We start from the raw sequence: 23,912 nt of genomic DNA on the forward strand, positions 1-23,912 counted from the left end.
GGGCTGGCGGGCGCGGCGGGTCTGTGCAAATAATGTCGTTTTTCCACGCCTTCGCCGTCTTTCGCGCCTCTTCGCCATGAGCCTCGTCCAGCCCTTGCCCCCCGGTCCGCTCGACATCGTCGGCGACATCCATGGAGAGTCCGAGGCGCTGGACCAGCTGCTGGGGCACCTGGGCTACGACGCGCTGGGCCGCCATCCCCAGGGTCGGCGCCTGGTCTTCGTCGGCGACTTCTGCGACCGGGGGCCCGACAGCCCGGGCGTGCTCGCCCGCGTCGTGCCCATGCTGGAGTCGGGCCATGCGCTGGCCGTGCTCGGCAACCATGAAATCAATCTGCTGCGCGAGGATGCCAAGGACGGCTCCGGCTGGTTCTTCGACAGCCGCGTGGCCTCCGATACGCCCAAGTACGCGCCGTTCGCGCGCATGCCGCTGTGCGATATCCCTGACACCCTGGCCCTGCTGGAACGCCTGCCCATTGCCATGGAGCGCGAGGACCTGCGCGTGGTCCATGCGGCCTGGCGCCCGCAGCAGATCGCCATGGCGCGCGAGCTGCCGCTGGGCAGCGCACGCAGCGCCTATGACCACTACGAGGCCATGGCCGCCCAGCAGGCCCAGGTCAACAAGGTGGCCGAGCGCATGCGTGCCGAACGCCAGCAATGGCCGCATGACCTGGAAGACCGCAACTGGCTGCCGCCCTTCCTGCCCGCGCACAGCGAGAGCGAACTGGCCAAGGCCATGGTCAATCCGCTGAAGGTGCTGACCTCGGGCGTGGAGCGCGAATGCCGCAATCCCTTCTACGCGGGCGGCAAGTGGCGCTTCGTCGAGCGCGTGGCCTGGTGGAACGAATACGAGGATGCCCAGGCCGTGGTCGTGGGCCACTACTGGCGGCGCCTGAACCGGGGCGGCCCGTCCTTCCACGGCGCGCAGGCCGAGAACCTGTTCGGCCAGACCGGTCCGCTGTCCTGGCACGGCCGGCGCGGCAATGTGTTCTGCGTGGACTACTCGGTCGGCGGCCGCTGGAACGCCCGCCTGGCCGGCGAGGACCCGCAGCAGCGCTTCAAGCTTGCCGCCATGCGCTGGCCAGAGCGCCGCCTGGTCTTCGACGACGGTGCCCAGGCGGACAGCGAGGAGTTTGGCGTTACGGCGGCCGCTGCCGCATAACACGCGCTAGATCCGCGGCGCGTAGCGCAGCGTCAGCAACAGCGACCTGGGCGCACCGTAGTAGTTGTTGCCCGACACCGTGTTGTAAGAAGGCACGTAGTAGCGCTTGTCCAGCAGGTTGCTGACGTTGAGCGCCACGCTCAGCTCGGGCGAGACCTGGTAGGCCACGCGTGCATTCCACAGCGCAAAGCCTGCCAGGCGGAAGGCGCGGTCGGAGCTGAGGGTGTCGGTCTGCGCATTCACGCCCGTGCCCACCGTCCAGCGGCCCAGCTCGCCCGGCAGGCGGTAGCTGCCCCACAGGCGCAGCATGTGCCGGGGCGTCCAGGTGTTGAAGATCTGGCCCTGGTAGTCGGGATCGGACAGGTAGCGCGTGGTGTTGTAGGTGTAGCCGGCCGCCAGTTCCAGGCCTGTGGCGACCTTGCCGGAGACCTCGGCCTCCAGGCCCTGGCTGCGCACCTTGCCCGAGGAGCGCGAGCAGTACCAGTCATCACATGCAAAGCCGCTGTCGTAGTCGTTGACGGCGCGGTTTTTGTGCTCGTAGCGGAACACGGCCAATGCCATGTTCAGGCGGCCGTCGGCCATCTCGCCCTTGATGCCGGCCTCGTAGTTGCGGCCCTGCACCGGCTTGATGAGGTCGCCCTGCACCGTGCGCGCGGTCTGCGGCTCGAAGACGGTGGAGTAGCTGCTGTACAGCGACCAGTTGTCGTTGAGCGCATAGACGGCACCCGCGTAGGGGATGAAACGCCCCGTGGTCTTGCTGGTGGAAGAATCGCCCGATTGCGCGCGGTAGGCGAAGTCATACCAGCCCAGGCGCCCCCCGGCGATCAGCGTGAGCGCCTGCGTGGGCCTGACACGCCAGGTGCCGTACAGGCCCTTTTGCGTGATGTCGTAATTGCTGCGCACATCCGCGCCACGCGCGGCGATGCTTTCCATGTCCTGCCAGGGGCGGTTGTGGTCTATATCGAAGATGTTGCCGCCCGCGGTCCAGGCGCGCACGAAGCGGTCGCTGGTGGTGTAGCCAGCGTAGTTGGCGCCCAGCAGCACTTCCTGCTCCATGCCCAGCGCCTTGAAGCGGCCCGACAGCGACATGTCCAGGCCGCGCTGCTGGTTGTTGAAGTCCACGCCGAAATCGCCGTAGCTCATGCCACTGCCATCGGGCTTGATGGGGCCCACGGCGCGCTGGTGCACGTTGGTGTTCTTCTCGTTCATGGCCATGCCCACCATCTTGAAGCGCCAGTCCGCATTGAAGCGGTGTTCCAGGTCGGCGAACAGCATGTTCTGGTCATTGCCTGCACGGTTCCACATGGCGCCTGTGTAGGTGGAGCGCGGCAGGCCGATGTCGCTGCCGTCGGCAAAGCGCGGCAGGCCCACGATCATGGGGCGCGAGCGGCTGTGGCGCTGTCCCACGGCCAGGCCCACCGTGGTGCTGGCGCTGATGTCGTAGTCCAGCGCCGCGTAGATGTTGCGCGTGCGGTCGCGCGTGTATTCGGTGAACCCGTGGCTGTAGTCCCCGTCCAGCACCACGCGGCCGCGCAGCGTGCCTTCGGCATTGAGCGGCGTGCTGGCATCCATCTGCAGGCCGTAGTGGTCATGGGAGCCGAGCTTGCCTGTGAAGACCACGGAGCGCTCGCGGCCCGGGCGCTTGCGCACCAGGTTGATCGCGCCGCCGGGGCTGCCCGCACCCTGCAGCAGGCCGGCCGCGCCGCGCAGGATCTCCACGCGGTCATAGAACACCAGCGACTCCTGCTCCCAGTTGCCCAGGCTGTAGGTATTGCGCGTGAACGGCAGGCCGTCGTACTGCAGCGAGTCCACCGCAAAGCCGCGCGCATTGATGGCCAGGCCTGCGCCCACGCCCTGCACGGCCACCATGCCGGTGGCGTTGTGGATGGCGTCAGGCAGGTTGGTCATGCCCTGGTCATCCATGCGCTGGCGCGTGAGCACGCTGACCGATTGCGGAATGTCCTTGAGCGCCTGCGCGGTCTTGCCCAGCGTGACCGTGCCGCTGGTGTAGGAGTCCGAGCCTTCGGTGACGCCGTCACGGATGCGCGTGTCGGTCACCATGACGGCCGGCAGGCCCGCCTCTGCCCCAGCGGCAGCCTGGCCGCGCGATGTGCGCACCTCGGGCAAGGGGCGCAGCGCATAGCCGCCATTGGGCTGCGCATGGGCGGCCAGCCCCGAGCCGGCCAGCAGCGCATCCAGGGCCGCAGGCGCTGCATGGTTTCCACTCAGGCCCGCGCTGCGCCTGCCCGCGATGTCGGCCGCCGTGTACGACAGCATGACGCGGCTTTCCTGGGCGAAGCGGGCCAGCGCGCCTTCCAGCGGGCCTGCCGGTATGGCGTAGCTGCGCACTTCGGAGGGAGCCTGGGCCTGCGCGGTTTGCGGCGCAAGGGCTGCGCTGACGGCGCACAGCGCCAGCATGGTGCTGGCAGCCAGTGCCAGCGAATGGCGCCGGAAGGCCGGTGCCGCAGTGTGAGCAAGTCGTTGGACCATGAAATATCTCTTCCCTGAAAAGTGGCTTCTTCAGGACTTGCCACGCGAGAAAAGAAAACACCTCATGCCAACGGGTCTCAGGCATCGATCAAATTGCAACAATTCGCAACAACAACCATCCAGCCTTTTTTGGCTCATGTCCTGCTCTGCCGGGCACGCACGGTCAGCCAGTAGCGGCCAAAGCCGGTGAGCTCGATGGGCTGTGTGCGCACCAGCATGTCGAGCACACGGTCGGTATCGTCCAGCGGATACATGCCCGAGACGCGCAGCGAGGCGAGCGCGGGATCGCAGGCCAGGCGGCCCCTGCGGTGGCGCGCCAGCTCGGCAATGAAGTCGGTCAGCGGCATGTCCCGCGCGGCCAGCAGGCCTGTGCTCCAGGCGGCGGCCAGTTCGTCGGCGGGCTGGGGCGCGTCCACGGCAAGGCGGTCAAAACCGGCCTGCTCGCCCGCGGCCAGAATGCGCACGGCCTGCGGGGCGTTGGCCGGCCGCACCTCGACCGCGCCCTCATAGACGGCCACATGGCTGGCGCCATCGCGCTGGCGCACCGCAAAGCGCGTGCCCAGCGCACGCAGCCGCCCTTGCGCGGTTTCAACCAGAAAGGGGCGGGCCTGCGGGTCGCTGGCCGTGGTGACCAGCACCTCGCCGCCCAGCAGCCGCAGCAGGCGCTGGCTGGCGTCAAAGCGCACGTCGATGGCGCTGGCCGTGTTCAGGTGGATGCGCGTGCCATCGGCCAGGGTCAGTGCCTGGCGCTCGCCGGTGGCCGTGCGGTGGTCGGCCGACCATTCGCGCCAATCGCCGCCTTGTATCCACCAGGCGCTGCTGCCCGTGAACGCGGCCAGGGCCAGCAGCTTCATGGCCTGGCGCCGGCCGCGCGCACGGCTGCGGCGCGGCTGCAGCGCCCCATGCGCCAGCGGTGCGGGCAGATCGCGCAGGTGCAGGCCGCAGGCCTCGATGTGCCGCCAGGCGCGCTCATGGTCGGGATGATCGGCACGCCAGCGCCGCCACGAGGCCTGCGTGTCCTCGCCGGCCTCGCAGGCCTGCAGGGCCACCAGCCATTGCACGGCCTGCAGGCTCACGGCTTCTGAAACGGGCGGGCCTTCAAAAACGGGCAGGCCGGTGGATGCGTGGCGGAATTCGGTCATGGGCTGGCGCTCAGCCGCCGAAGAAGCAGCAGTGCGCGGCCTTGGCGATATGGCGCTGCACGGTGGCCAGCGACAGCTGCAGCTCGGCCGCGATGTCGGCCTGCTTCATGCCGTCGAGCTGCGACAGCAGGAAGGCACGGCGCACGGGGGGTGCCAGCGTGTCCAGGCGGCGGTCCAGCTCGACCAGCGTCTCCAGCAGGATGGCGCGCGTCTCGGGGCCCGGCACCTGCGGCTCGGGCAAATGCGCCAGCGTGGCCAGGTACGCCTCTTCGATCTGCCTGCGCCGCATGAAATTGGCCACCACGCCCTGCGCCACTGTGGTCAGAAAGGCACGCGGCTCGCGTGCGGCAATGGGCTCGCTGCGCGTGAGCAGGCGCATGAAAGTGTCCTGCGCCAGATCGGCCGCCTCCGTGGAATTGCCCAATCGCCGCCGCAGCCAGCCCTGGAGCCAGCCATGGTGGACGCGGTACAGCGTATCGACCTCTTGGTGCAAAGCGGCGGGGGCGGCGGGCAAGACAGGCTCCTGGTGCGGCAGCACGTGCAGGCGTGCGCCACATGAATGAGAAAGATTCTCATTCTATAAGGATTAGGCCTTGATGCCCTCCCCTTCGCAAACCGGCGCGCTCCAGAACCAGAGACACCGAGGAAGAGCCGCCTCGCACCGAGGGTGTCGTCCCCCTTCAGGAGGAAGGCGCGCAGCGCCTCAGGGGGTCTTCAAAAGCTACCGCGCAGCGTCAGCATCACATTGCGTGGCTCGCCATACCAGTTGTTGCCGCCGCTGGTGCCCACTGTGCGGTAGTAGACCTTGTCGAACAGGTTGTTCAGGTTGAGCACGGCCTGCCAGTTGCGGTTGATGCGGTACTGCACGCTGGCATTCCACACGGCATAGCCACCCTGGCTGAACTTGAAGGGCACGGCCGCGCCATCGAACTTGCCCGAGTCAGGATTGAAGGCCTTGGCCGTGCCGCTGACGAAATGTGCGCTCTGGATATTGGCCCCGCCGCCAATCGTCCATTGCGACAGCTCGCCCGGCAGGCGGTAGGTGCTCCACAGCTTGAACAGATGCTTGGGCGTGACGGAGTGGTAGATGCCTTCGATGCCCGGCGTCTTGTTGTGGTTGCGGTTGAAGGTGTAGCCGGCAAACAGCTGCCAGCCGCGCGCCAGCTCGCCCGAGATCTCGCCTTCCACGCCCTGGCTCACCACCTTGCCCTTGCTCAGCCAGCAGCAGTTCAGGCCCGCGTCGCCGATGTCGGTGTTGGGGTAGGAGGGATCGGCCACGGCCTCGCCATTGCGCTCTATGCGGTACAGGGCCATGGAGGCCATCAGCCGGCCCTCGTTGAACTCGCCCTTGGCGCCCAGCTCGAAATTGCGGCCCTTGATGGGGTCCAGCGGCGTGCCTGGCAAGGGCCCACCCAGCTTGTCGGCCTGGGACTTGTGGATCTCGGCGACGCTGCCGTAGGCCGTCCAGCGGTCGTCGATGTCGTAGACCAGGCCGCCATAGGGCGTGAAGATACCGCTCTCGCTATTGGACGACACGATGCGGCTGGTGAGATTGCCGGCCCGGTCGAAGCGCAGCCAGGGTGTCTGCGTTGCATAGCTGGCGCGGCGTGCGCCGACGATGGCCGTCAGCCGGTCCGTCAGGCTCAGGTTGAGCCGGCCGTACAGGCCCTTCTGCGTGGCGCCATAGCCCGCGAAGCTGCGCGTCTTCCAGACGAAGCTGGGCAAGGGAATGGCGCCCGGGTCGAAGCCGAACACGTTGATGCCCCCCGGCATGTCCACCTCGGACAGAAAGGTGTCCTGCGTGTCACGGATCTTGGCCCAGTCCGCGCCCAGCAGCAGCCGGTGCCTGCGCCCCAGCAGGGAGAACGTTCCGCTGACGTTGGCATCCAGCGCCTTCTTGGTGGAATAGAAGTCGTTGGAGAAGCCGTTGAGCGTGGCTCCCAGGCCCGTCGTCGGATCGACCGCGCCGGTGACGTCGGCCAACCGGCTGTCGCTGTCCACCTTGACATAGTTGGCATGGGCGCGGACGCGCCAGTCGCCCTCCAGCTTCTGTTCCAACTGGGCAAACAGCTCCTTGTTGGTCCTGTCGTAATGGCCCCAGCCCGCCATGAGTGCCGTATGGCGCGGCAGGCGCAGATCGTCGCCATTGGCCGCGCGCGGCAGGCCACCGCGCCAAGGCAGGCTGGCCGACTTGTCGTAGCTGCCGCCCAGGGTCAGCTTGGTCGCAGGCGTGAGATCGGCTTCCACGATGCCGTAGAGCAAAGTGTTGCGCGCATCGGCGTAGTCATAGAAGAACTCGCGGTCGCTGTGCGCCAGCACGGCGCGGCCGCGCACCCGGCCATCGGCAGCCAGGGGGCCCGCCACATCAAGTTCGGCCCGGCGCTGGTTCCAGCTGCCCACCGAGGCCGAGGCCAGCACCTGCGGCTGCGCCGTGGGACGCTTTCTCACCAGGTTGATGGAGCCGCCGGGCTCGCCATTGCCGCTGTACAGGCCGTCCGCGCCGCGGATCACCTGCACGCTGTCGTACATGGCCATGTTGGGGTCGAAGGTGCCCTGGCTGAAGGCATCCACCGCCGCTCCGTCGATCTGGACATTGCTGATCTGGAAGCCCCGCGCGTAGAAGCTGTTGGCCGTGCCGCCCAGGCCACCCGAGCCCGCGTAGTCCACCGTCACGCCCGTGGTCTGCTGCATCACGTCGCCCACGGAGACCAGGCCCTGGTCCTCGATGCGCTGGCGCGTGATCACGGAGATGGACTGCGGCGTCTCGCGCACGCTCTGCCCCTTGCCCAGCGACACGCGCGAGGCCGCATAGGAGCCCGAACCCTCCGTGGTATCGCCAGCGTGCGCCTGGGCCGTGACCAGCACCGTGCCCAGCGCAGCATCGGCTGCCGGCGACGGCTCCCTGGCGGGTGCCTTCAGCGTGTAGGCGCCCGGCACGGCGTCGATCACGGTCACGCCCGTGCCGGCCAGCAGCCGGTCCAGCGCCTGGCGCGGCGTGAAGCGGCCCTGCAAGGCCGGCGAAGTGCGGCCTGCAACGATCTGCGGATCGAACAGCACCTGGTGCTGGGCCTGCTGCGTGAACTGGCGCAGCGCGCCGGCCAGCGGCTGGGGCGCGATGCTGAAGGCCAGCTCCCCTGCCTGCCCTGCCTGGCCCGCCTGCACGGACGATGGCTGCTGCGCCTGCACCGCCGGCTGCGCCAGCGCAACCAGGGCTGCGGCCACCAGCGACGGCATCCTTGCCCGCCGCCATGGCCTGCCCCTGTGCTGAAACTCTCCTCCCCAAATGCCCGCGCCCATGGCGGCGCTGCCGTGTTCTTTTCCTGCTTGCATCCCTGCTCCTGCTGCACTGTGTCCATTGCCCGCTGTCGCGGTGTGCGCGGTGGGTGGCAGGCAGACAGTTGAGCGTCCACCCGCCACGCGCGTGCGCGGCCGTCGCGGTTGTTGGCTGAGCTGTGCACTGGGCAGCGGCCTGGCTGGCAACCATGGAGGCGCGAGAAAACCCGGCCTCCATGAAGGTAAAACCCGCTACCGCGCCAAAGTGGGAACGTGGCCGAACCGAGAAAGCGGGTTGTTTACATTAATTTACAAATAGACAAGGCACTCAATGCGCCGAGATTCGCCAGCCGCCTTGCGCTTCGGCCTGCACACGCACCGGCAACAAGTGCGGCAGCGAGCGCAGAAACACCTCGGGCTTGCCGGTCAGCGCCACGCCGGACACGGACAGCGCGGCCAGCCGCGCATCGCCATCCACCCGTACGGGCTGGCCCAGGTAGCGCGACAGATCGGCGGCGACCTCGGCCAGCGTTGCCTGCTGGAACACCATCTGGCCGCTGCGCCAGTCGCCCACCGTGTCCGCGCCGGCCGCCAGCGGATGCTGCGTGCCGTCGCGGGCATCGACGGACATGCCGGCACCCGCGCCCAGCAGCAGGCGCCTGCCGTCCGCAGCATGGCGGTCGGGACGCAGTTCCACCTTGCCCTCCAGCACCTTCACCACCAGCGCGGGCGGCCCGGCGCGCACATTGAAGGCCGTGCCCACCACCCGGACCTGGCTGGCGCCGCTGTCCACTGTGAAGGGCCGCGAGCGGTCGGCGGCGACCTGGAAGAAGGCCTCGCCCTGGTCCAGCACCGTCTCGCGGCGGCGCTGGTAGTAGCGCACCTGCAGCCTGGAGGAAAAATTCAGCGTGACCCGCGTGCCATCGGGCAGTTCGGCCTCGCGCACCTCGCCGGGGCCGGTGGCCATCTCGATCACATGGCTTGCGTGGTTGTCCCAGGCATACCAGCCCCCGCCCACGGCCAGCGTCGTGACCAGAGCCACCGACAGCAACGCAGGCATCAGGCCGCGGCGTGTGCGCTGACGTGCCGGCGCTGGCAAGTGGGCCTGTGTCTGCGCACGCGGCCCGCTCGCCCTGGCTTGCGGCGCAGCAGCCGCGTCGCAGGCCAGCGCCGGCCTGCGCAACTGCTGCAGGTCCAGCACCGTGCGCCCCAGGCTCTCGAAGATGCTGCGGTGCTGCGGGTCGGCGGCCAGCCAGGCGTCGAGTTCGCGCTCATCGGCGCCGGTCCAGTCGGCTTCGCGGCGGCGGGCGAAGTAGTCAGCGGCGCGGGCATGCAGTTGCAGGCGTTCGGGGGTCAGCGTCATTCCCGGCCCTCCCCGTCCGTCGCGGCCTGCGCCAGCAGGCCCTGCATCAGGCGCATGTCTTCGGCGCTGCCGTACTGCACGCGCAGTTCGCAATAGGCCATGGCCAGCGTCACATGGTTGTGCACCATGCGGCGCGAGATGCCCATGCGCTGCGCCACCTCGGTCTGCGTGAGACCGTCGATGCTGTGCAGAACGAAGGCCTCGCGGCGGCGCTCGGGCAGCTCGGCCATGGCCTGCTCCAGCCGGCTCAGGCGCTCGCGGTGGTGCGCCGCCTGCAGGGGGTCCGACCCCTCGCCGGCCGGCAGTTGCTGCGCCAGTTCCATGTGTTCATCCAGCGAGACCGATTCGCGCCCCGGCGCGCCCGCCGAGCGGCGCCAGGCATCGTGCGAGACATGGCGGGCGATCACGCGCAGATAGGGTTCCTGCTCCTCGGGCGGCAGGGCCTTGCCCGAGGCCGCATAGCGCACGAAGACCTCCTGCACCGCATCCTCGGCATCCTCGCGGTTGCGCATCTGCCGGCCCAGCAGGCGGCGCAGAGGCTGGTGCCAGCGCGCATACACGCGGGCCAGCAGCGAGGGAGCGGCATCATCGTCCGCGCCAGGCACGCGCGCGCTCACGGGCAGGCTCCCGGCACGGCGGTCTGGACGCGGGCAGGCACGCCAGCATGGGAAACGGACAGGACGAAGAAGAACGGCACGGGCGGCGATTGTACTGAGAATGGTTCTCATCAACGCCTTTGCGGCCGGCACGTGCCATGCGATGCGAGTGCTGCGGATGCCTTACCGGCCCGCTGCCCCATGCAGCGCCACCAGCGTGGGCACCACCCAGTGCGGCGCAGGCTGCGCCCCGTCGAAGCACTGGTCCTCGGACGGCACGGCGATGACGGTCATTCCGGCCTGCCGCGCCGCATGTGTCCCCGAGACGGAGTCCTCGAACACCAGGCAGCGCCCGGCCGGCACGCCCAGGCGTTGCGCCGCGAAGTGGTAGATGTCGGGTGCGGGCTTGCCGCGCACCACCTGCTCGGCCGAGACGATGGCGTCGAACGCCGGCCGCAGGCCCAGCGCATCCAGGGTGTGGTGGCACAAAGACAAAGGAGAGTTCGAAGCCAGCGCCACGCGCCAGCCCAGGGCGCGGCAGGCGCCCAGTGTTTCGCGCACGCCGGGCAGGGCCTGTCCATGCGCGCTGACCAGGGCCGCCACGCGCGCGACCACGCGGCTCTCCAGCTCGCGCTGGCTGGGCCCCTGCCAGGGCCGGTGGGCATACCAGTGCGCGGCAACCTGCGCCGTGGTCATGGGCGCCGTCACGCGGGACATCTCGGCCGTGATGTCGATGCCGACCTCGGCAAAGGACTCGCGCTCGGCACGCTTCCAGAAGGGCTCGGAGTCTATGAGCAGGCCGTCCATGTCGAAGATGGCGGCGCCGAATCCGGCCTGGCCAAGGCCTGCGAACGAGGGAGCGGCTTCAGGGATTTGCATGGCGCGCATGCTAGCGCAGGCGGCAAGTGAAAGCAGTTGCTGTTAGCCTGTGCCGGCTGGCGACGGATGCAGGTGCATGCGATTGCCAGCCCTTCACAATCCTTAGCGAGCCCGCAATGACCAGCCCCCTGTACACCGCCTCCATCCCCGTCCTGCAGCAGATGCTGAAGGCACTGTCCGACGTGCTCAAAAAGGCCGAGGAACACGCCGCGCAGAAGAACATCGATCCCGACGCCCTGCTGCAGGCCCGCCTGTTCCCCGACATGTTCCCGCTGGTGCGCCAGGTGCAGATTGCTGCGGACTTCGCCAAGGGTATCGCCTCGCGCCTGGCCGGCGCCGAGGTGCCTTCGTGGCCCGACACGCAGACCAGCTTTGCCGAACTGCAGGCGCTGATCGCCAAGGCGCTGGACCATGTGGGCTCGTTCGCGCCCGAGCAGTTCGCGCAAAGCGAGTCCCGCGAGATCGTGCTGCGCCCCGGCACGCCCAAGGAAAAGAAGCTGACCGCCAGCGCCTACCTGCTGCACTACGGCCTGCCGCAGTTCTTCTTCCATGTGACCACCGCCTATGCCCTGCTGCGCCACAACGGCGTCGAGGTCGGCAAGCGCGACTACATGGGCAGCTACTGAGCGTGCCGTGGCCGGTCTGGCCTGCGCTTCACTGCGCGGCCAGATCCCGGCCCCGCGTCTCCGGCAGGCACATGGCGAACATCACCACCATCACGTAGCCGGCCGTGGCGCAGATGCCGATGGCCGTGCCCAGCGACAGGCCCAGCCGGTCGCTGAACACGCCCACCAGCGCTGGGAAGGTGGCCCCGATGCCGCGGCCGAAGTTGTAGCAAAAGCCCTGGCCGGAGCCGCGCAGTTCGTTGGGGAACAGCTCGGCCAGGAAGGCTCCGGCGCCGCTGAAGATGCCCGACATGAAAAAGCCCAGCGGAAAGCCCAGCACCAGCATCCAGGCATCGGTGATGGGCAGCAGCGTATAGGCATAGGCCAGGCTGCCGGCGCCGATGGCGAACAGCGTGAAGGCCAGGCGCCGGCCCAGCCGGTCGGAGGCGTAGGCACCGCACAGGTAGCCTGCAAAGGCGCCAAAGATGAACATGAACTGGTAGCCGCCCGAGCCCAGCACCGTCAGATGGCGCTCGTTCTTCAGGAAGGTGGGCAGCCACACGGCAATGGCGTAGTAGCCGCCCTGCATGCCCGTGAACATCAGGCTGGCCAGCACCGTGGTCTTGAGCATGCCGCCCTTGAAGATGTCCAGGAAGTGCCCGCTGCGCTCGCCCCGGCCCACGGCGGCGCGGGTCTTCAGGTAGACCTCGGGGTCCTTGACGGAACGGCGGATGAACAGGATCAGCAAGGCCGGCAGCAGGCCCAGCAGGAACATGGCCCGCCATGAGATCTCGGGCGGCAGAAACGAGAACAGCGCCATGGACACCAGCACGGCCGCCCCCCAGCCTATGGCCCAGCTGCTTTGCACCAGCCCCACCGCCTTGCCACGGAAAGCCGGCCGTATGGTCTCGGCGATCAGCACCGAGCCCACGGCCCATTCGCCGCCAAAGCCCAGCCCCTGCAGCGTGCGGGCCAGCAGCAACTGGCCCGGCGTCTGCGCCAGGCCGCAGGCGAAGGTGAAAAGGGCGAACACGAGGATGGTCCACTGCAGCACGCGCACACGCCCGTAGCGGTCCGCCAGGATGCCGGCCATCCAGCCGCCGATGGCCGAGGCCACCAGGGTCGAGGTGCCGATCAGGCCGACCTCGGTCTTGCTCATGCCCCACAGCGACAGCAGGATCGGCGTGACCAGAGGCAGCGTGTAGTAGTCGAAGGAATCGACCGCGTAGCCGCCGAACGAGGCCGTCAGTGCGCGTTTTTCCCGGGGTTCGAGCTGGCCCAGCCAGCTGCCCTGCGACTGTTCGCCAGCCAGGGGCTTGGCATTTTCAAGGCTTGTCATTTTTCAGTCTCCTTGCGCTTCGGTATGGAGAAGCGTCTTGCCTTCAATGGCATTGCATCGGTGATGAACCAGGCCTGGCCGGGCGGCCCTCATCCACCACCCGGACAGACCCCTGCAGGCGGCGTGTCAGGCCGCCGCTCCGTAGCCGCCGCCCCCCGGCGTGCAGACCTCGAACACATCGCCGGGCTGCATCTGCACGGCGCCGATGTGCTCCAGCGCCTCGACCTGGCCATCGGCGCGCAGCACACGGTTGATGCCCGGCTGCCCCGGCTGGCCGCCCGCCATGCCGAAGGCCGGGTTCAGGCGCCCGTTGGACAGGATGCTGGCCGTCATGGTTTCCAGGAAGCGCACGCGCCGCACACCGCCGCTGCCCCCATGCCAGCGCCCGCTGCCGCCCGAGCCTTCGCGGATGGCATAGCTGTCCAGCATGACGGGGAAGCGGAACTCCAGCACCTCCGGATCTGTCAGGCGCGAATTGGTCATGTGCGTCTGGACGACGCTGGTGCCGTTGAACCCGCGCTCCACCCGGCCCTCGGCGTCCAGCACCGCGCCCGCGCCGCTGCCGCCGGCAATGGTTTCGTAGTACTGGTGGTGCGCATTGCCGAAGGTGAAGTTGTTCATGGTGGGCTGGCTGCCCGCCATCACGCCCAGCGCGCCGAACAGCGCATTGGTGATGCAGGTGGAGGTCTCCACATTGCCCGCCACCACCGAGGCCGGTGCATTGGGGTTGAGCATGCAGCCCTGGGGAATGATGACCTTCAAAGGCTTGAGGCAGCCCGCGTTGAGCGGGATGTCGTCGTCCACCAGCGTGCGGAACACGTACAGCACGGCCGCCATGCACACGGCGCGCGGCGCATTGAAGTTGTTGGTCTGCTGGGCGCTGGTGCCCGAGAAGTCGATGACCGCGCTGCGGCCCGCCGTATCCACGGTGACGGCCACGCGGATCTGCGCGCCGTTGTCCAGCGGCAGCGTGAACTGCCCGTTCCTGAGCCGCGTGATGACGCGGCGCACCGACTCCTCAGCGTTGTCCTGCACATGGCCCATGTAGGCCTGCACCACGGGCAGGCCGAACTGGGCCACCATCTTGCGCAGCTCCTGCACGCCTTTTTCATTGGCCGCGATCTGGGCCTTCAGGTCGGCCAGGTTCTGGTGCGGGTTGCGGCTCGGGTACTCGCCGCTTTGCAGCAGCTCGACCATCTCCTGGCCGCGCAGCACGCCGCGATCGACCAGCTTGAAGTTGTCGATCTGCACGCCCTCTTCCTCGATGCGCGTGGAAAACGGCGGCATGGAGCCGGGCGTGATGCCGCCCACGTCGGCATGGTGGCCCCGGCTGCCCACGTAGAAGGTGGGGGAGGCCTCGTCGGCCACGTACACGGGCGTGATGACCGTGATGTCGGGCAGGTGGGTGCCGCCCTGGTAGGGGTCGTTGAGCACATAGACATCGCCCTGGGCCATGCGCCCGGCGTTCTTGCGGATGACCGTCTGGATACTCTCGCCCATGGAGCCCAGGTGCACGGGCATGTGCGGCGCGTTGGCGATGAGGTGACCCTCGGCATCGAACAGCGCGCAGCTGAAGTCCAGCCGTTCCTTGATGTTCACCGAGTAGGCCGTGTTCTGCAGCTGCAGGCCCATCTGCTCGGCGATGTTCATGAACAGGTTGTTGAAGACCTCCAGCAGCACCGGGTCCACCGAGGTGCCGGCCGCGTACTCGGCCTTGCGCGCGACCACGCGGTCCAGCACCAGATGGTCCAGCGCCGTGAGCCGCGCCAGCCAGCCGGGCTCGACCACCGTGGTGGCATTGCGCTCGGCGATGATGGCCGGGCCGGGAATGGCGTCGCCGGGCCGCAGGTCCTCGCGCACCACCAGGGCCGCGTCATGCCAGGCACCGTCGGAATACATGCGCACGGTTTCGCGGCGCGGATGCTCGCGCGGCGGATGCTCCTGCAGCACCGGCTCGCTGGGCGCATCGCCCGCAATCACGGCTTCGACGGAAACGGCTTCCACCACCAGGCCCTTGCCCGCCATCAGGAAGGCGAACCGCTGGCGATAGGCCGACTCGAAGGCCGACTGAATGTCGTCCAGCCCGCCGAAGGGCACGGCCAGGGCGGAATCGGTGCCCTCATAGCGCACATGCACGTTGTAGCGTACCTGCACGGGGCTGGCACCGACCTGCTGGCGCTCAAGCTCGGCCTTGGCCGCGTCGCCCAGCGAATCCAGCGACTCCGCGATCAGCGGCAAGGCCGCAGCAGACAGCGCCACCTCCATCGCCTGTTCACGGATGACGGTCTGGTCCGCCAGGCCCATGCCGTAGGCGCTGAGCACGCCGGCCAGCGGATGCACGAACACACGGGTCATGCCCAGCGCATCGGCCACCAGGCAGGCATGCTGGCCGCCCGCGCCGCCAAAGCACTGCAGCGTGTAGCGCGTCACGTCATAGCCGCGCGCCACGCTGATCTTCTTGATGGCGTTGGCCATCTGCTGCACGGCGATGCGGATGAAGCCTTCGGCCACTTCCTCGGGCCTGCGCCCCGTCTGCACCGCCAGCTCATCGAAGCGCGCCCGCACGGCCTCGCCATCGAGCCGCTCGTTGGCGGCCGGGCCGAACACGCTGGGGAAGTAGCGGGGCTGGACCTTGCCCACCATCACGTTCGCATCGGTCACGGCCAGGGGCCCGCCACGGCGGTAGCTCACGGGGCCGGGGTTGGCCCCCGCGCTCTCCGGTCCCACGCGAAAGCGCGAGCCGTCATAGACCAGTACCGAGCCGCCACCGGCGGCCACCGTATGGATGCTCATCATCGGCGCGCGCATGCGCACACCGGCCACCTGGGTCTCGAACTCGCGCTCTAAGGCGCCAGCGTAGTGACTGACATCGGTGGAGGTGCCGCCCATGTCGAAGCCGATGACCTTGTCGTGCCCGGCCAGCCCCGCCGTGCGGGCCATGCCCACGATGCCGCCGGCCGGCCCGCTCAGAATGGCATCCTTGCCCTGGAAGCTGCCCGCATCGGCCAGCCCGCCGGAGGACTGCATGAAAAACAGCCGCACGCCCGGCATCTCGCCAGCCACCTGCTGTACATAGCGGCGCAAGATGGGCGAGAGGTAGGCATCGACCACCGTGGTGTCGCCCCGGCTCACGAACTTCATCAGCGGACTGGTCTCGTGCGAGGTGCTGATCTGCGTGAATCCCGCCTGCCGCGCAATGCGCGCCGCAATCTGCTCGTGCCGCATGTAGCGGTAGCCATGCATGAAGACGATGGCCACGCTGCGCAGGCCCCGGGCATGGGCCTGCAGCAGCGCGGTGTGCAGGTGCAGCACGTCCAGTTCCTGCTGCACTTGCCCATGGGCATCGACGCGCTCAAGCGCCTCCACCACCTCGCTGTACAGCAGCTCGGGCAGCTGGATATGCCGGTCGAACAGGCGCGGGCGGTTCTGGTAGGCAATGCGCAGCGCATCACGAAAGCCCCGCGTGGTCACCAGCAGCGTGGGCTCGCCCTTGCGCTCCAGCAGCGCATTGGTGGCCACCGTGGTGCCCATCTTCACGCACTCCACAAGGTCCGGCGTGACCGGCTCGCCGGGCTTGAGGCCCAGCAGGTGGCGGATGCCGGCCACGGCCGCGTCACGGTACTGCTCGGGGTTTTCCGACAGTAGCTTGTGCGTGGCCAGGCTGCCATCGGGCCGCTTGCCCACGATGTCGGTGAAAGTGCCGCCGCGGTCTATCCAGAATTGCCAGCGCCTGTCATGGGGAGTGGAGCGTTCTTGCATGGTGTCGGAACCCGTTTGTCTCGAAGTTGAAGTCAGGAAAACCGTGGCCTGGAGCACGGCCCTCCGCCGGTGCCCACCACTGGCGTCCAATCTAAAAGTGCCCCTGGACCGCGTCCATCGAGAAGTTTTCGCCCCCTCTGTTCACGAAAACTGAACAGGAGCGGCCCCTTGCCGGCCGGCGACGCAAAGAAAAAGGCCCGCCGAAGCGGGCCCCATGCCAGGCAGGCAGGCCGTCAGAACGCGGCCAGATGGCTGTTGCGCAACTCCGTCACCAGCATGTGGCCCGGCTCGTGCGTGATGGCGAATGGCAGGGCCGCCGAGCGTATGGCCTGCTGGGGCGTCACGCCGCAGGCCCAGAACACGGGGATCTCCCCGGGTTTGAGCGCCATGGGCTCGCCGAAGTCCGGCCGCTCGATATCGGCAATGCCGATCTGCGCGGGGTCGCCCAGGTGCACGGGCGCCCCATGCACGCTGGGAAAGCGCGAAGTCACCTGGATCGCACGGATGGCCTGGGCCGCCGTCATGGGCCGCATGCTGACCACCATCCGGCCTCCGAACCGGCCCGCCTGGCCGTTGGCAATGTCGGTGATGAACATGGGAGCGCCCCGGCCCTCGTCGATATGGCGCACGGGCACGCCCGCATCGCGCAGCGCGTCCTCGAAGGAATAGGAGCAGCCGATGACGAAGCCCACCAGGTCGTCGCGCCACAGGTCCGTGAGGTCATTCACCTGCTCGGCCCTGTGACCATCGCGAAACACCCAGTACGAGGGCAGATCGGTCTTCAGATCGATATCGCCGAGCTCGGGCACGCGGCTGCTGCCGGGCTCGGTCACGCCGATCAGCGGGCAGGACTTGGGATTCAGCCGTACAAAGCGCAGGAACTCCTCGCTGCACTCGCGCGGCAGTATCGCCAGGTTGCCCTGGGTGTAGCCGGGGCACTGCCCGGCCGTCTGCCCGCGAAAGCGTCCGGCGCGCACCTCCTGGCGGAATTCGGTCGGATGGGTCCAATGCGTCATGGGGGAGCCTCTATTGAATGGAGATGCCCCCCAATGTAAAAAGCAGCAGGCCACCGGTCCACTCAGGAATTGTGCGCAGCCTCCCCCAGGAAAACTGAACAGCCACTGCAGCCCGCGCAGCACCCCCATGAACATCCGCTTTCTGGAAACCTTTGTGCTGCTGGCACGCATCGGCAGCGTGCGCCGCGTGGCCGAACTGGTGCATGCCAGCCCCGGCGCGGTCTCCATGCGCATACGCGGGCTGGAGTCGGACCTGGGCGTGACCCTGTTCCACTGGGACCGCAAGACGCTGCAGATCACCGATGCCGGCGCCCGCTTGCTGCGGCATGCGGAAGCCGTCATCGAAGCCACACGCACCCTGGAGCGTGCCGCCAGGTCCGACGACGCCATCGGCTGCCGCCTGCGGGTCGGCGTGCTGGAGACGGCGGTACACACCTTCCTGCCCGAATTCGTCAAGGCGATGGGCGCCAGCCTGCCGCACATCGAGCTGGACCTGACCGTCGATCTGAGCACCCACCTGTCGGAGCAGATGATGCGGCGCGACCTGGACCTGATCGTGCGCACCGGCAGCGGCGTGGACCCCCAGTTCGCCGTGGTCGAGAACCTGCTGGAAGTGCCCGTGCACTGGATTGCCAGGCGGGGCCTGGTGCCCAGGAAGGATGGTCTGCACAAGGCGCTGGGCAAGCAATTGCTGACCCAGATGCGCGGCACCGGCCCCTACGAGCAGGCCGTGGCCATGGCACAGCAGCTGGCCGTGCAAAACGGCATGGTCTCCAGCGATCTGCGCATCTCGGGATCGCCCTCGCTGGCGGCCCTGGTCTCGCTGGTGCGCGAGGGCCTGGGCGTCGCCATCATGCACGGCATGCTGGTGGCGCCGCAGCTCGAAAGCGGGGAGCTGGTGGAGCTGGAGCTGCCCACGCCGCCTTCCTTTCGCATCACCACCTGGTACCCCAAGAGCCCGTCGCCCGGCGTCACCGACACCGCACAAGTGCTGCGCCGGGTCTGCAAGGGCTACTGCAAGCGGGTCAGCCCGCATCTGGCGCGGTACATCGGCTAGGGCGCGGATGCCGGCGGCGGCTCCTGCCCGTGCAACAGCGCCAGAAAGCTGGCGGCCGCCTGGCTCAGCGGCCGGTCGCGGCGCACCAGGCTGCCGTAGGCCTGCAGGTTGCGGCGCATGCGATAGGGCAGGATGCGGACCATGCCGTGCGCGGCGCTGTCCCGGGCCACGGCCTGCGGAATCACGGCGATCAGGTCGGAGTTGCGCACCAGGTTCATGGTCGTGAGGATGGAGCCCGTCTCGATCAGGCCGCGCGGCAGCGGCAGGCCATGGGCCTGGAATTCCTGGTCGATCAGTGCGCGCATGGGACTGCCGGGCGGCTGCAGCACCCAGCCATGGGCCTGCAGTTGCGCAAAGCCCAGGCTGCGGGCACGCGCCAGCGGATGGTTGCAGCCCACGATGATGGACAGGGCCTCGTCATCAATCGTGCGGAACAGATGGGCGGGATCGGCCTGCCCGGTCTGCCGGCCCACCACCACCTCCAGCACGCCGTCCTGCAACTGCGCCAGCAGCCGGTCGCTGGTGTCCACGGCCACCTCGATGGACAGCAGCGGCCACTGGCGCTTGAGCGCCAGCAGCGCCTGTGTCAGCCGCCCCGGCGAGGCCGCCATGATGCTGCCCACGGCCAGCCGCCCCGCGCTGCCTTCGCGCAGTTCCTGCAGCTCGCGGTTCAGCGCCTCCATGCCGCCGCGCAGATGGCGGAAGTAGCCCGTCACGCGCTCGCCGGCGGCATTCAGCTGCAGGCCGCGCCCAACGCGGTCGAACAGGGGCAGGCCCAGCGCGCTTTCCAGCTCATGCAGCATCTTGGTGGCGGCCGGTTGGCTCAGCCCCAGCTCGGCTGCGGCGCCGCGCAGCGTGCCCTTCTGGTCGATGGCCAGCATCAGCGCCACCTGCCGCATGCGCAGGCGGTTGAGCAGTTGCGGCGTGCTGTCCCTGCGGTCGATGGAGCCCATAGGAATATCCCGCGAATTGATTACCCAAGGTTATTGATTCATCAGCAACTTTCAGTTTACGGCAATCAATCATCTGCCTAGCATGGGTCCACAACAAAAGCACCGGAGACAAGACATGCAACGCCGCCCCCTGCTGCTGGCCGCAGCTGCCCTGCTGCCCGCCATCGCCCTGGCCCAAACCCCGCCGGACTGGCCCACGCGGCCCGTGCGCATGCTTGTGGGCTCGGCCCCGGGCGGCGGCACGGATGCCATGGCACGCGCCGTGGCCGACCGGCTGGCGCCGCTGCTGCGCCAGCCGGTGATCGTGGAAAACCGCCCCGGCGTCTCCAACACCCTGGCCGTGGACATGACGGCCAAGTCCACGGACGGGCACACCATGGTGATGGGCGTGGTCACGGCCCATGCCATTGCCCCGCACCTGCTCAAGCTGGGCTACGACAGCAACCGCGACCTGGTGCCGGTGGCCTATGTGGGCGCAGTGCCCAATGTGCTGGTGGTGGGAAACAACCTGCCCGCCAATTCGGTGCAGGAACTGGTCGCCCTGGCCCGCAAGGAGCCCGGCAGGATCAACTTCGCCAGCAGCGGCACGGGCAGCACCCAGCACATCGCGGCCGAGATGTTCAAGGACGCGGCCGGCATTGAACTGACCCACGTGCCCTACAAGGGCAGCGCCGCCGCCCTGGTGGACCTGGTCAGCGGCCAGGTGCAGATGAGCTTCGACACCATGCCTTCGGTGATCGGCCAGATCAAGGCCGGCAAGCTGCGCGCCCTGGGCGTGACATCGGCCCGGCGTAACGCCCAACTGCCCCAGGTGCCCACGCTGGCCGAGGCCGGCCTGCCCGGCGTGGAAATAGGCGCCTGGTACGGCATCTACATGCCAGCGGCCACACCCCGCGCCGTGCAGGCCCGGGTGCACGACGAGGTCAACAAGGTGCTGGCCCTGCCCGAGACGCGCACGCGCCTGGAGGCCGTGGGCGCCGAGCTGCAGCCCATGGGCCAGGCGGAGTTCATCGCCTTGCACAACGCCGAGTACCAGCGCTTTGGCGAAATCATCCGCAAGAACCACATCAAGATCGACTGAGCCGCACATGCCCGCATCCGAACTTCCCGTCGTCGCCCTGACCCTGGGCGATCCCGCCGGCATAGGCGCCGAACTGATCGCACGCCTGCTGGCGCGGCCCGAGGCCATGCAAAAGGCCAACATCGTGCTGGCCGGCGACCCCTGGCTGTGGCAGCAGGGCCAGCGCATCGCGGGCCTGCAGGTGGCCACCACACCCATCGCCAGCATGGCCCATGCACGGGGCCGCACCGATACCGCCCTGCCCGCCTTCCTGGCCCTGGACACGGTGGCCGCCGAAGCCGTGCACCAGGGCCGTGCCGAAGCCGCAGGCGGGCGCTCGGTGCTGCAGGTGCTGGACCGGTGCATGGACGCGGCCCAGGCCGGCCAGATCGACGCCATCTGCTTTGCGCCGCTCAACAAGCAGGCCATGAAGCTGGGCGGCCTGCGCCATGAGGACGAGCTGCACCACTTTGCCGAGTACCTGGGCGTCACCGGCTATTTCTGCGAATTCAATACGCTGGGCGATCTGTGGACGGCGCGCATCTCCTCCCACGTTCCGCTCAGGGATGTGGCCAGCTATCTGAGCCAGGAGCGCATCGCGCAGGCGGCCGAGCTGATCTACCGCGCGCTGCTGGCCAGCGGCATGGCAGCCCCCAAGGTGGCGGTGGCGGGCTTCAACCCGCACAACGGCGATGGCGGCACCTGCGGGCGCGAGGAGATCGACATCATCGCGCCGGCCGTGCGCGCGCTGCAGGCCCGCGACTGGCCTACGCCCGATCCGTTCCACGGCCCCTTCCCGGCCGACACCATCTTCCTGAAGGCCCAGGCGGGCGAGTACCAGGCCATCGTGACCATGTACCACGACCAGGGCCAGATCGCCATCAAGCTGCTGGGCTTCTCGCGCGGCGTGACCGTGCAGGGCGGCCTGCCGATCCCCATCACCACGCCGGCCCATGGCACGGCCTATGACATCGCGGGCCAGGGCCGGGCCAGCGTGGAGGCCACCTGGCAGGCCTTTCTGATCGCCTGCCGCATGGGCGCCGCGCGCCTGCCCTGACTGACTTCACTCCCTCGCCATCACCATCATGAAAATCAAATCCGTCCGCGCCCGCGTCTACGAATGGCAAGGCAAGACCGTGCCGCCCCAGGGCAACTTCTGCTCCAACGCCATGGACCTGCTCTATGCACCGCAGGAGACCATGTCCACCTTCCGCTTCCATTCCTGGACGGTGGTGGAGATCGAGACCGACGACGGCATCGTCGGCCTGGGCAACGTGGCGCTGGCGCCGCGCATCGCCAAGGCCATCATCGACGAGTACCTGGCGCCCCTGGTCATCGGCCAGGACCCGTGGGACTACGAGTACCTGTGGCAGCGCATGTACCGCGCCACGCACGCCTGGGGCCGCAAGGGCGTGACCATGGCCGCAATCTCGGCCGTGGACCTGGCCATCTGGGACATACTGGGCAAGAGCGTGAACAAGCCTGTGTTCAAGCTGCTGGGCGGGCGCACCAAGGAAAGGATTCCCTGCTACTACAGCAAGCTCTACCGCACCGACCTCAAGGCCATGCAGGAAGAGGCGCAAAAATTCCTGGACCAGGGCTTCAAGGCCTTCAAGATGCGCTTCGGCTACGGCCCGGCCCATCTGCAGGAAGGCGTGCGTGAGAACCTGCGCTCGGTCGAGGCAGTGCGCGAGGTCATAGGCTACGACTGCGACCTGATGCTGGAGTGCTACATGGGCTGGAATCTGGAGTACGCCAGGCGCATGCTGCCCAAGCTGGAGAAGTTCGAGCCGCGCTGGCTGGAGGAGCCCGTGATCGCTGACGACATCGACGGCTACGCCGAACTCAACCGGCTCACCAGCATTCCGATCTCGGGCGGCGAGCACGAGTTCAGCCTCTACGGCTTCAAGCAGCTGCTCGACAAAAAGGCCGTCAGCGTCGTGCAGTACGACACCAACCGCGTGGGCGGCATCACGGCGGCGCACAAGATCAACGCGCTGTGCGAGGCGTTCAGCGTGCCCGTGATCCCGCATGCGGGCCAGATGCACAACTACCACCTGACCATGAGCACGCTGGCCTCGCCCATGGCCGAGTACTTCCCCATCTTCGACGTGGAGGTGGGCAACGAGCTGTTCTGGTACATCTTCGACGGCGAGCCCGTGGCCGAGAACGGCTTCCTGCAGCTCAGGGACGATGTGCCGGGCCTGGGCCTCACGCTCAAGACCGAGTACCTGGACCAGTTCCGCATCGTCGAATGAGGGAGCACGCCATGCCCGGAATTTCTCGGCCGCGCTACAGCGGCATCTTTCCCGTGGTACCCACCACCTTCCACGAGGACGGCACGCTGGACCTGGCCAGCCAGAGGCGCTGCCTGGACTTCATGATCGACTCGGGCGTGGACGGCCTGTGCATCCTGGCCAACTTCTCCGAGCAGTTCCTGCTGGCCGATGACGAGCGCGAGACCCTCACGCGCACAGCCCTGGAACATGTGGCGGGCCGCGTGCCCGTGATCGTCACCACCACGCACACCTCATCGCGCGTGTGCGCCGAGCGAAGCCGCCGTGCGCAGGACATGGGTGCGGCCATGGTGATGGTCATGCCGCCCTACCACGGCGCCACCTTCCGCTTCGGCGAGCCCCAGATCCAGGGCTTCTTCCAGGCCGTGTCCGATGCCATCGCCATTCCCATCATGGTCCAGGACGCGCCGGCCGCAGGCACGCCGCTGCCCCCCGCCTTCCTCGCGCGCATGGCCCGCGAGATCGAGCAGGTCTGCTACTTCAAGATGGAAACCGCAGGCGCCGCCGGCAAGCTGCGCGAACTCATCGCCCTGGGCGGCGACGCCATCGAAGGCCCCTGGGATGGCGAGGAAGCCATCACACTGCTGGCCGACCTGGAGGCCGGCGCCACGGGCTCCATGACGGGCGGCGGCTTTGCCGACGGCATACGCCCCATCATCGAAGCGCACAGAAACGGCGACCCCGACACCGCATTCGCCCTCTACCAGCGCTGGCTGCCCCTGATCAACCACGAAAACCGCCAGGCCGGCTTCCTGGCCGCCAAGGCGCTGATGAAGGCCGGCGGCGTGATCGCCTGCGACGCGCCGCGCGCGCCCTGGCCGCCCATGCACCCCGAGGTGTGCCGCCAGTTGCTGGACATTGCACGGCGGCTCGATCCGCTGGTGCTGCGCTGGGGGCGCTGAGGTTCCAAGGCCCCGCAAATAG

The 23,912-nt window shown here is 68.3% G+C and carries 18 protein-coding genes; 7 read left to right on the plus strand and 11 right to left on the minus strand.

Going from position 1 to position 23,912, the window contains the following annotated elements; genetic code table 11:
* Positions 1-76 precede the first annotated feature (76 nt).
* Positions 77-1,159, plus strand: a complete 1,083-nt coding sequence (locus ACUTR7_RS12095; RefSeq protein ID WP_445608917.1) for a metallophosphoesterase — start codon at positions 77-79, stop codon at positions 1,157-1,159.
* A gap of 6 nt (positions 1,160-1,165) precedes the next feature.
* Here ACUTR7_RS12095 and ACUTR7_RS12100 read toward each other — a convergent pair whose 3' ends face one another.
* The 7 genes from ACUTR7_RS12100 to hxpB all read right to left on the minus strand — a co-directional run bounded on the left by ACUTR7_RS12100 (position 1,166) and on the right by hxpB (position 10,902).
* Entirely contained in the window at positions 1,166-3,649 is a 2,484-nt protein-coding gene (locus ACUTR7_RS12100) for a TonB-dependent siderophore receptor (RefSeq protein ID WP_445608918.1), read from the minus strand.
* Between the two features lie 134 nt (positions 3,650-3,783).
* Complete coding sequence (locus ACUTR7_RS12105; protein WP_445608919.1) at positions 3,784-4,791, minus strand: FecR domain-containing protein; 1,008 nt, start codon at positions 4,789-4,791, stop codon at positions 3,784-3,786.
* Between the two features lie 10 nt (positions 4,792-4,801).
* Positions 4,802-5,305, minus strand: a complete 504-nt coding sequence (locus ACUTR7_RS12110) for a sigma-70 family RNA polymerase sigma factor (protein WP_043819287.1) — start codon at positions 5,303-5,305, stop codon at positions 4,802-4,804.
* A gap of 200 nt (positions 5,306-5,505) precedes the next feature.
* Positions 5,506-8,121 carry a TonB-dependent siderophore receptor gene (locus ACUTR7_RS12115; RefSeq protein WP_445608920.1) on the minus strand — a complete coding sequence of 872 codons (2,616 nt, stop codon included), beginning with the start codon at positions 8,119-8,121 and terminating at the stop codon, positions 5,506-5,508.
* Positions 8,122-8,392: 271 nt separating this feature from the next.
* Positions 8,393-9,427 (minus strand): FecR family protein, encoded by a 1,035-nt coding sequence (locus tag ACUTR7_RS12120; protein ID WP_445608921.1) that lies wholly within the window; start codon positions 9,425-9,427, stop codon positions 8,393-8,395.
* Positions 9,424-10,044 (minus strand): RNA polymerase sigma factor, encoded by a 621-nt coding sequence (locus ACUTR7_RS12125; protein WP_445608922.1) that lies wholly within the window; start codon positions 10,042-10,044, stop codon positions 9,424-9,426. The genes ACUTR7_RS12120 and ACUTR7_RS12125 overlap by 4 nt, the downstream gene beginning before the upstream one ends.
* Positions 10,045-10,206: 162 nt before the next feature.
* Positions 10,207-10,902 carry a hexitol phosphatase HxpB gene (gene hxpB, locus ACUTR7_RS12130; protein ID WP_445608923.1) on the minus strand — a complete coding sequence of 232 codons (696 nt, stop codon included), beginning with the start codon at positions 10,900-10,902 and terminating at the stop codon, positions 10,207-10,209.
* 116 nt (positions 10,903-11,018) lie between these two features.
* On the opposite strand from hxpB, the gene ACUTR7_RS12135 reads away from it, so the two are divergent.
* Complete coding sequence (locus ACUTR7_RS12135) at positions 11,019-11,528, plus strand: DUF1993 domain-containing protein (RefSeq protein ID WP_047473888.1); 510 nt, start codon at positions 11,019-11,021, stop codon at positions 11,526-11,528.
* Between the two features lie 28 nt (positions 11,529-11,556).
* Here ACUTR7_RS12135 and ACUTR7_RS12140 read toward each other — a convergent pair whose 3' ends face one another.
* The 3 genes from ACUTR7_RS12140 to ACUTR7_RS12150 form a co-directional block, all read right to left on the minus strand.
* Positions 11,557-12,846 (minus strand): MFS transporter, encoded by a 1,290-nt coding sequence (locus tag ACUTR7_RS12140; RefSeq protein WP_013801419.1) that lies wholly within the window; start codon positions 12,844-12,846, stop codon positions 11,557-11,559.
* 126 nt (positions 12,847-12,972) lie between these two features.
* Positions 12,973-16,605, minus strand: a complete 3,633-nt coding sequence (locus tag ACUTR7_RS12145; protein WP_445608924.1) for a hydantoinase B/oxoprolinase family protein — start codon at positions 16,603-16,605, stop codon at positions 12,973-12,975.
* 233 nt (positions 16,606-16,838) lie between these two features.
* A complete protein-coding gene (locus ACUTR7_RS12150; RefSeq protein WP_445608925.1) occupies positions 16,839-17,621 on the minus strand; it encodes a putative hydro-lyase in 783 nt (260 codons plus the stop codon).
* 127 nt (positions 17,622-17,748) lie between these two features.
* On the opposite strand from ACUTR7_RS12150, the gene ACUTR7_RS12155 reads away from it, so the two are divergent.
* Complete coding sequence (locus ACUTR7_RS12155; RefSeq protein WP_445608926.1) at positions 17,749-18,678, plus strand: LysR family transcriptional regulator; 930 nt, start codon at positions 17,749-17,751, stop codon at positions 18,676-18,678.
* On the opposite strand, the gene ACUTR7_RS12160 is transcribed toward ACUTR7_RS12155, so the two are convergent.
* Positions 18,675-19,631, minus strand: coding sequence for a LysR family transcriptional regulator (locus ACUTR7_RS12160; protein ID WP_012206778.1), 957 nt, complete (start codon positions 19,629-19,631; stop codon positions 18,675-18,677). The genes ACUTR7_RS12155 and ACUTR7_RS12160 overlap by 4 nt on opposite strands.
* 115 nt (positions 19,632-19,746) lie before the next feature.
* On the opposite strand from ACUTR7_RS12160, the gene ACUTR7_RS12165 reads away from it, so the two are divergent.
* From ACUTR7_RS12165 to ACUTR7_RS12180, 4 genes are read left to right on the plus strand one after another with little or no spacing between them, the layout of a single operon-like run.
* On the plus strand, positions 19,747-20,712 hold the full coding sequence (locus tag ACUTR7_RS12165) for a Bug family tripartite tricarboxylate transporter substrate binding protein (protein WP_392443230.1): 966 nt from the start codon (positions 19,747-19,749) through the stop codon (positions 20,710-20,712).
* A gap of 7 nt (positions 20,713-20,719) precedes the next feature.
* Positions 20,720-21,748, plus strand: coding sequence for a 4-hydroxythreonine-4-phosphate dehydrogenase PdxA (locus tag ACUTR7_RS12170; protein WP_445608927.1), 1,029 nt, complete (start codon positions 20,720-20,722; stop codon positions 21,746-21,748).
* Positions 21,749-21,776: 28 nt separating this feature from the next.
* Positions 21,777-22,949 (plus strand): L-rhamnonate dehydratase, encoded by a 1,173-nt coding sequence (locus tag ACUTR7_RS12175; protein ID WP_065345999.1) that lies wholly within the window; start codon positions 21,777-21,779, stop codon positions 22,947-22,949.
* 11 nt (positions 22,950-22,960) lie between these two features.
* Positions 22,961-23,890, plus strand: coding sequence for a dihydrodipicolinate synthase family protein (locus ACUTR7_RS12180; RefSeq protein ID WP_445608928.1), 930 nt, complete (start codon positions 22,961-22,963; stop codon positions 23,888-23,890).
* The last annotated feature ends 22 nt before the right edge of the window (positions 23,891-23,912 follow it).

This window comes from Delftia sp. NA_296.1 (genome assembly GCF_052692095.1).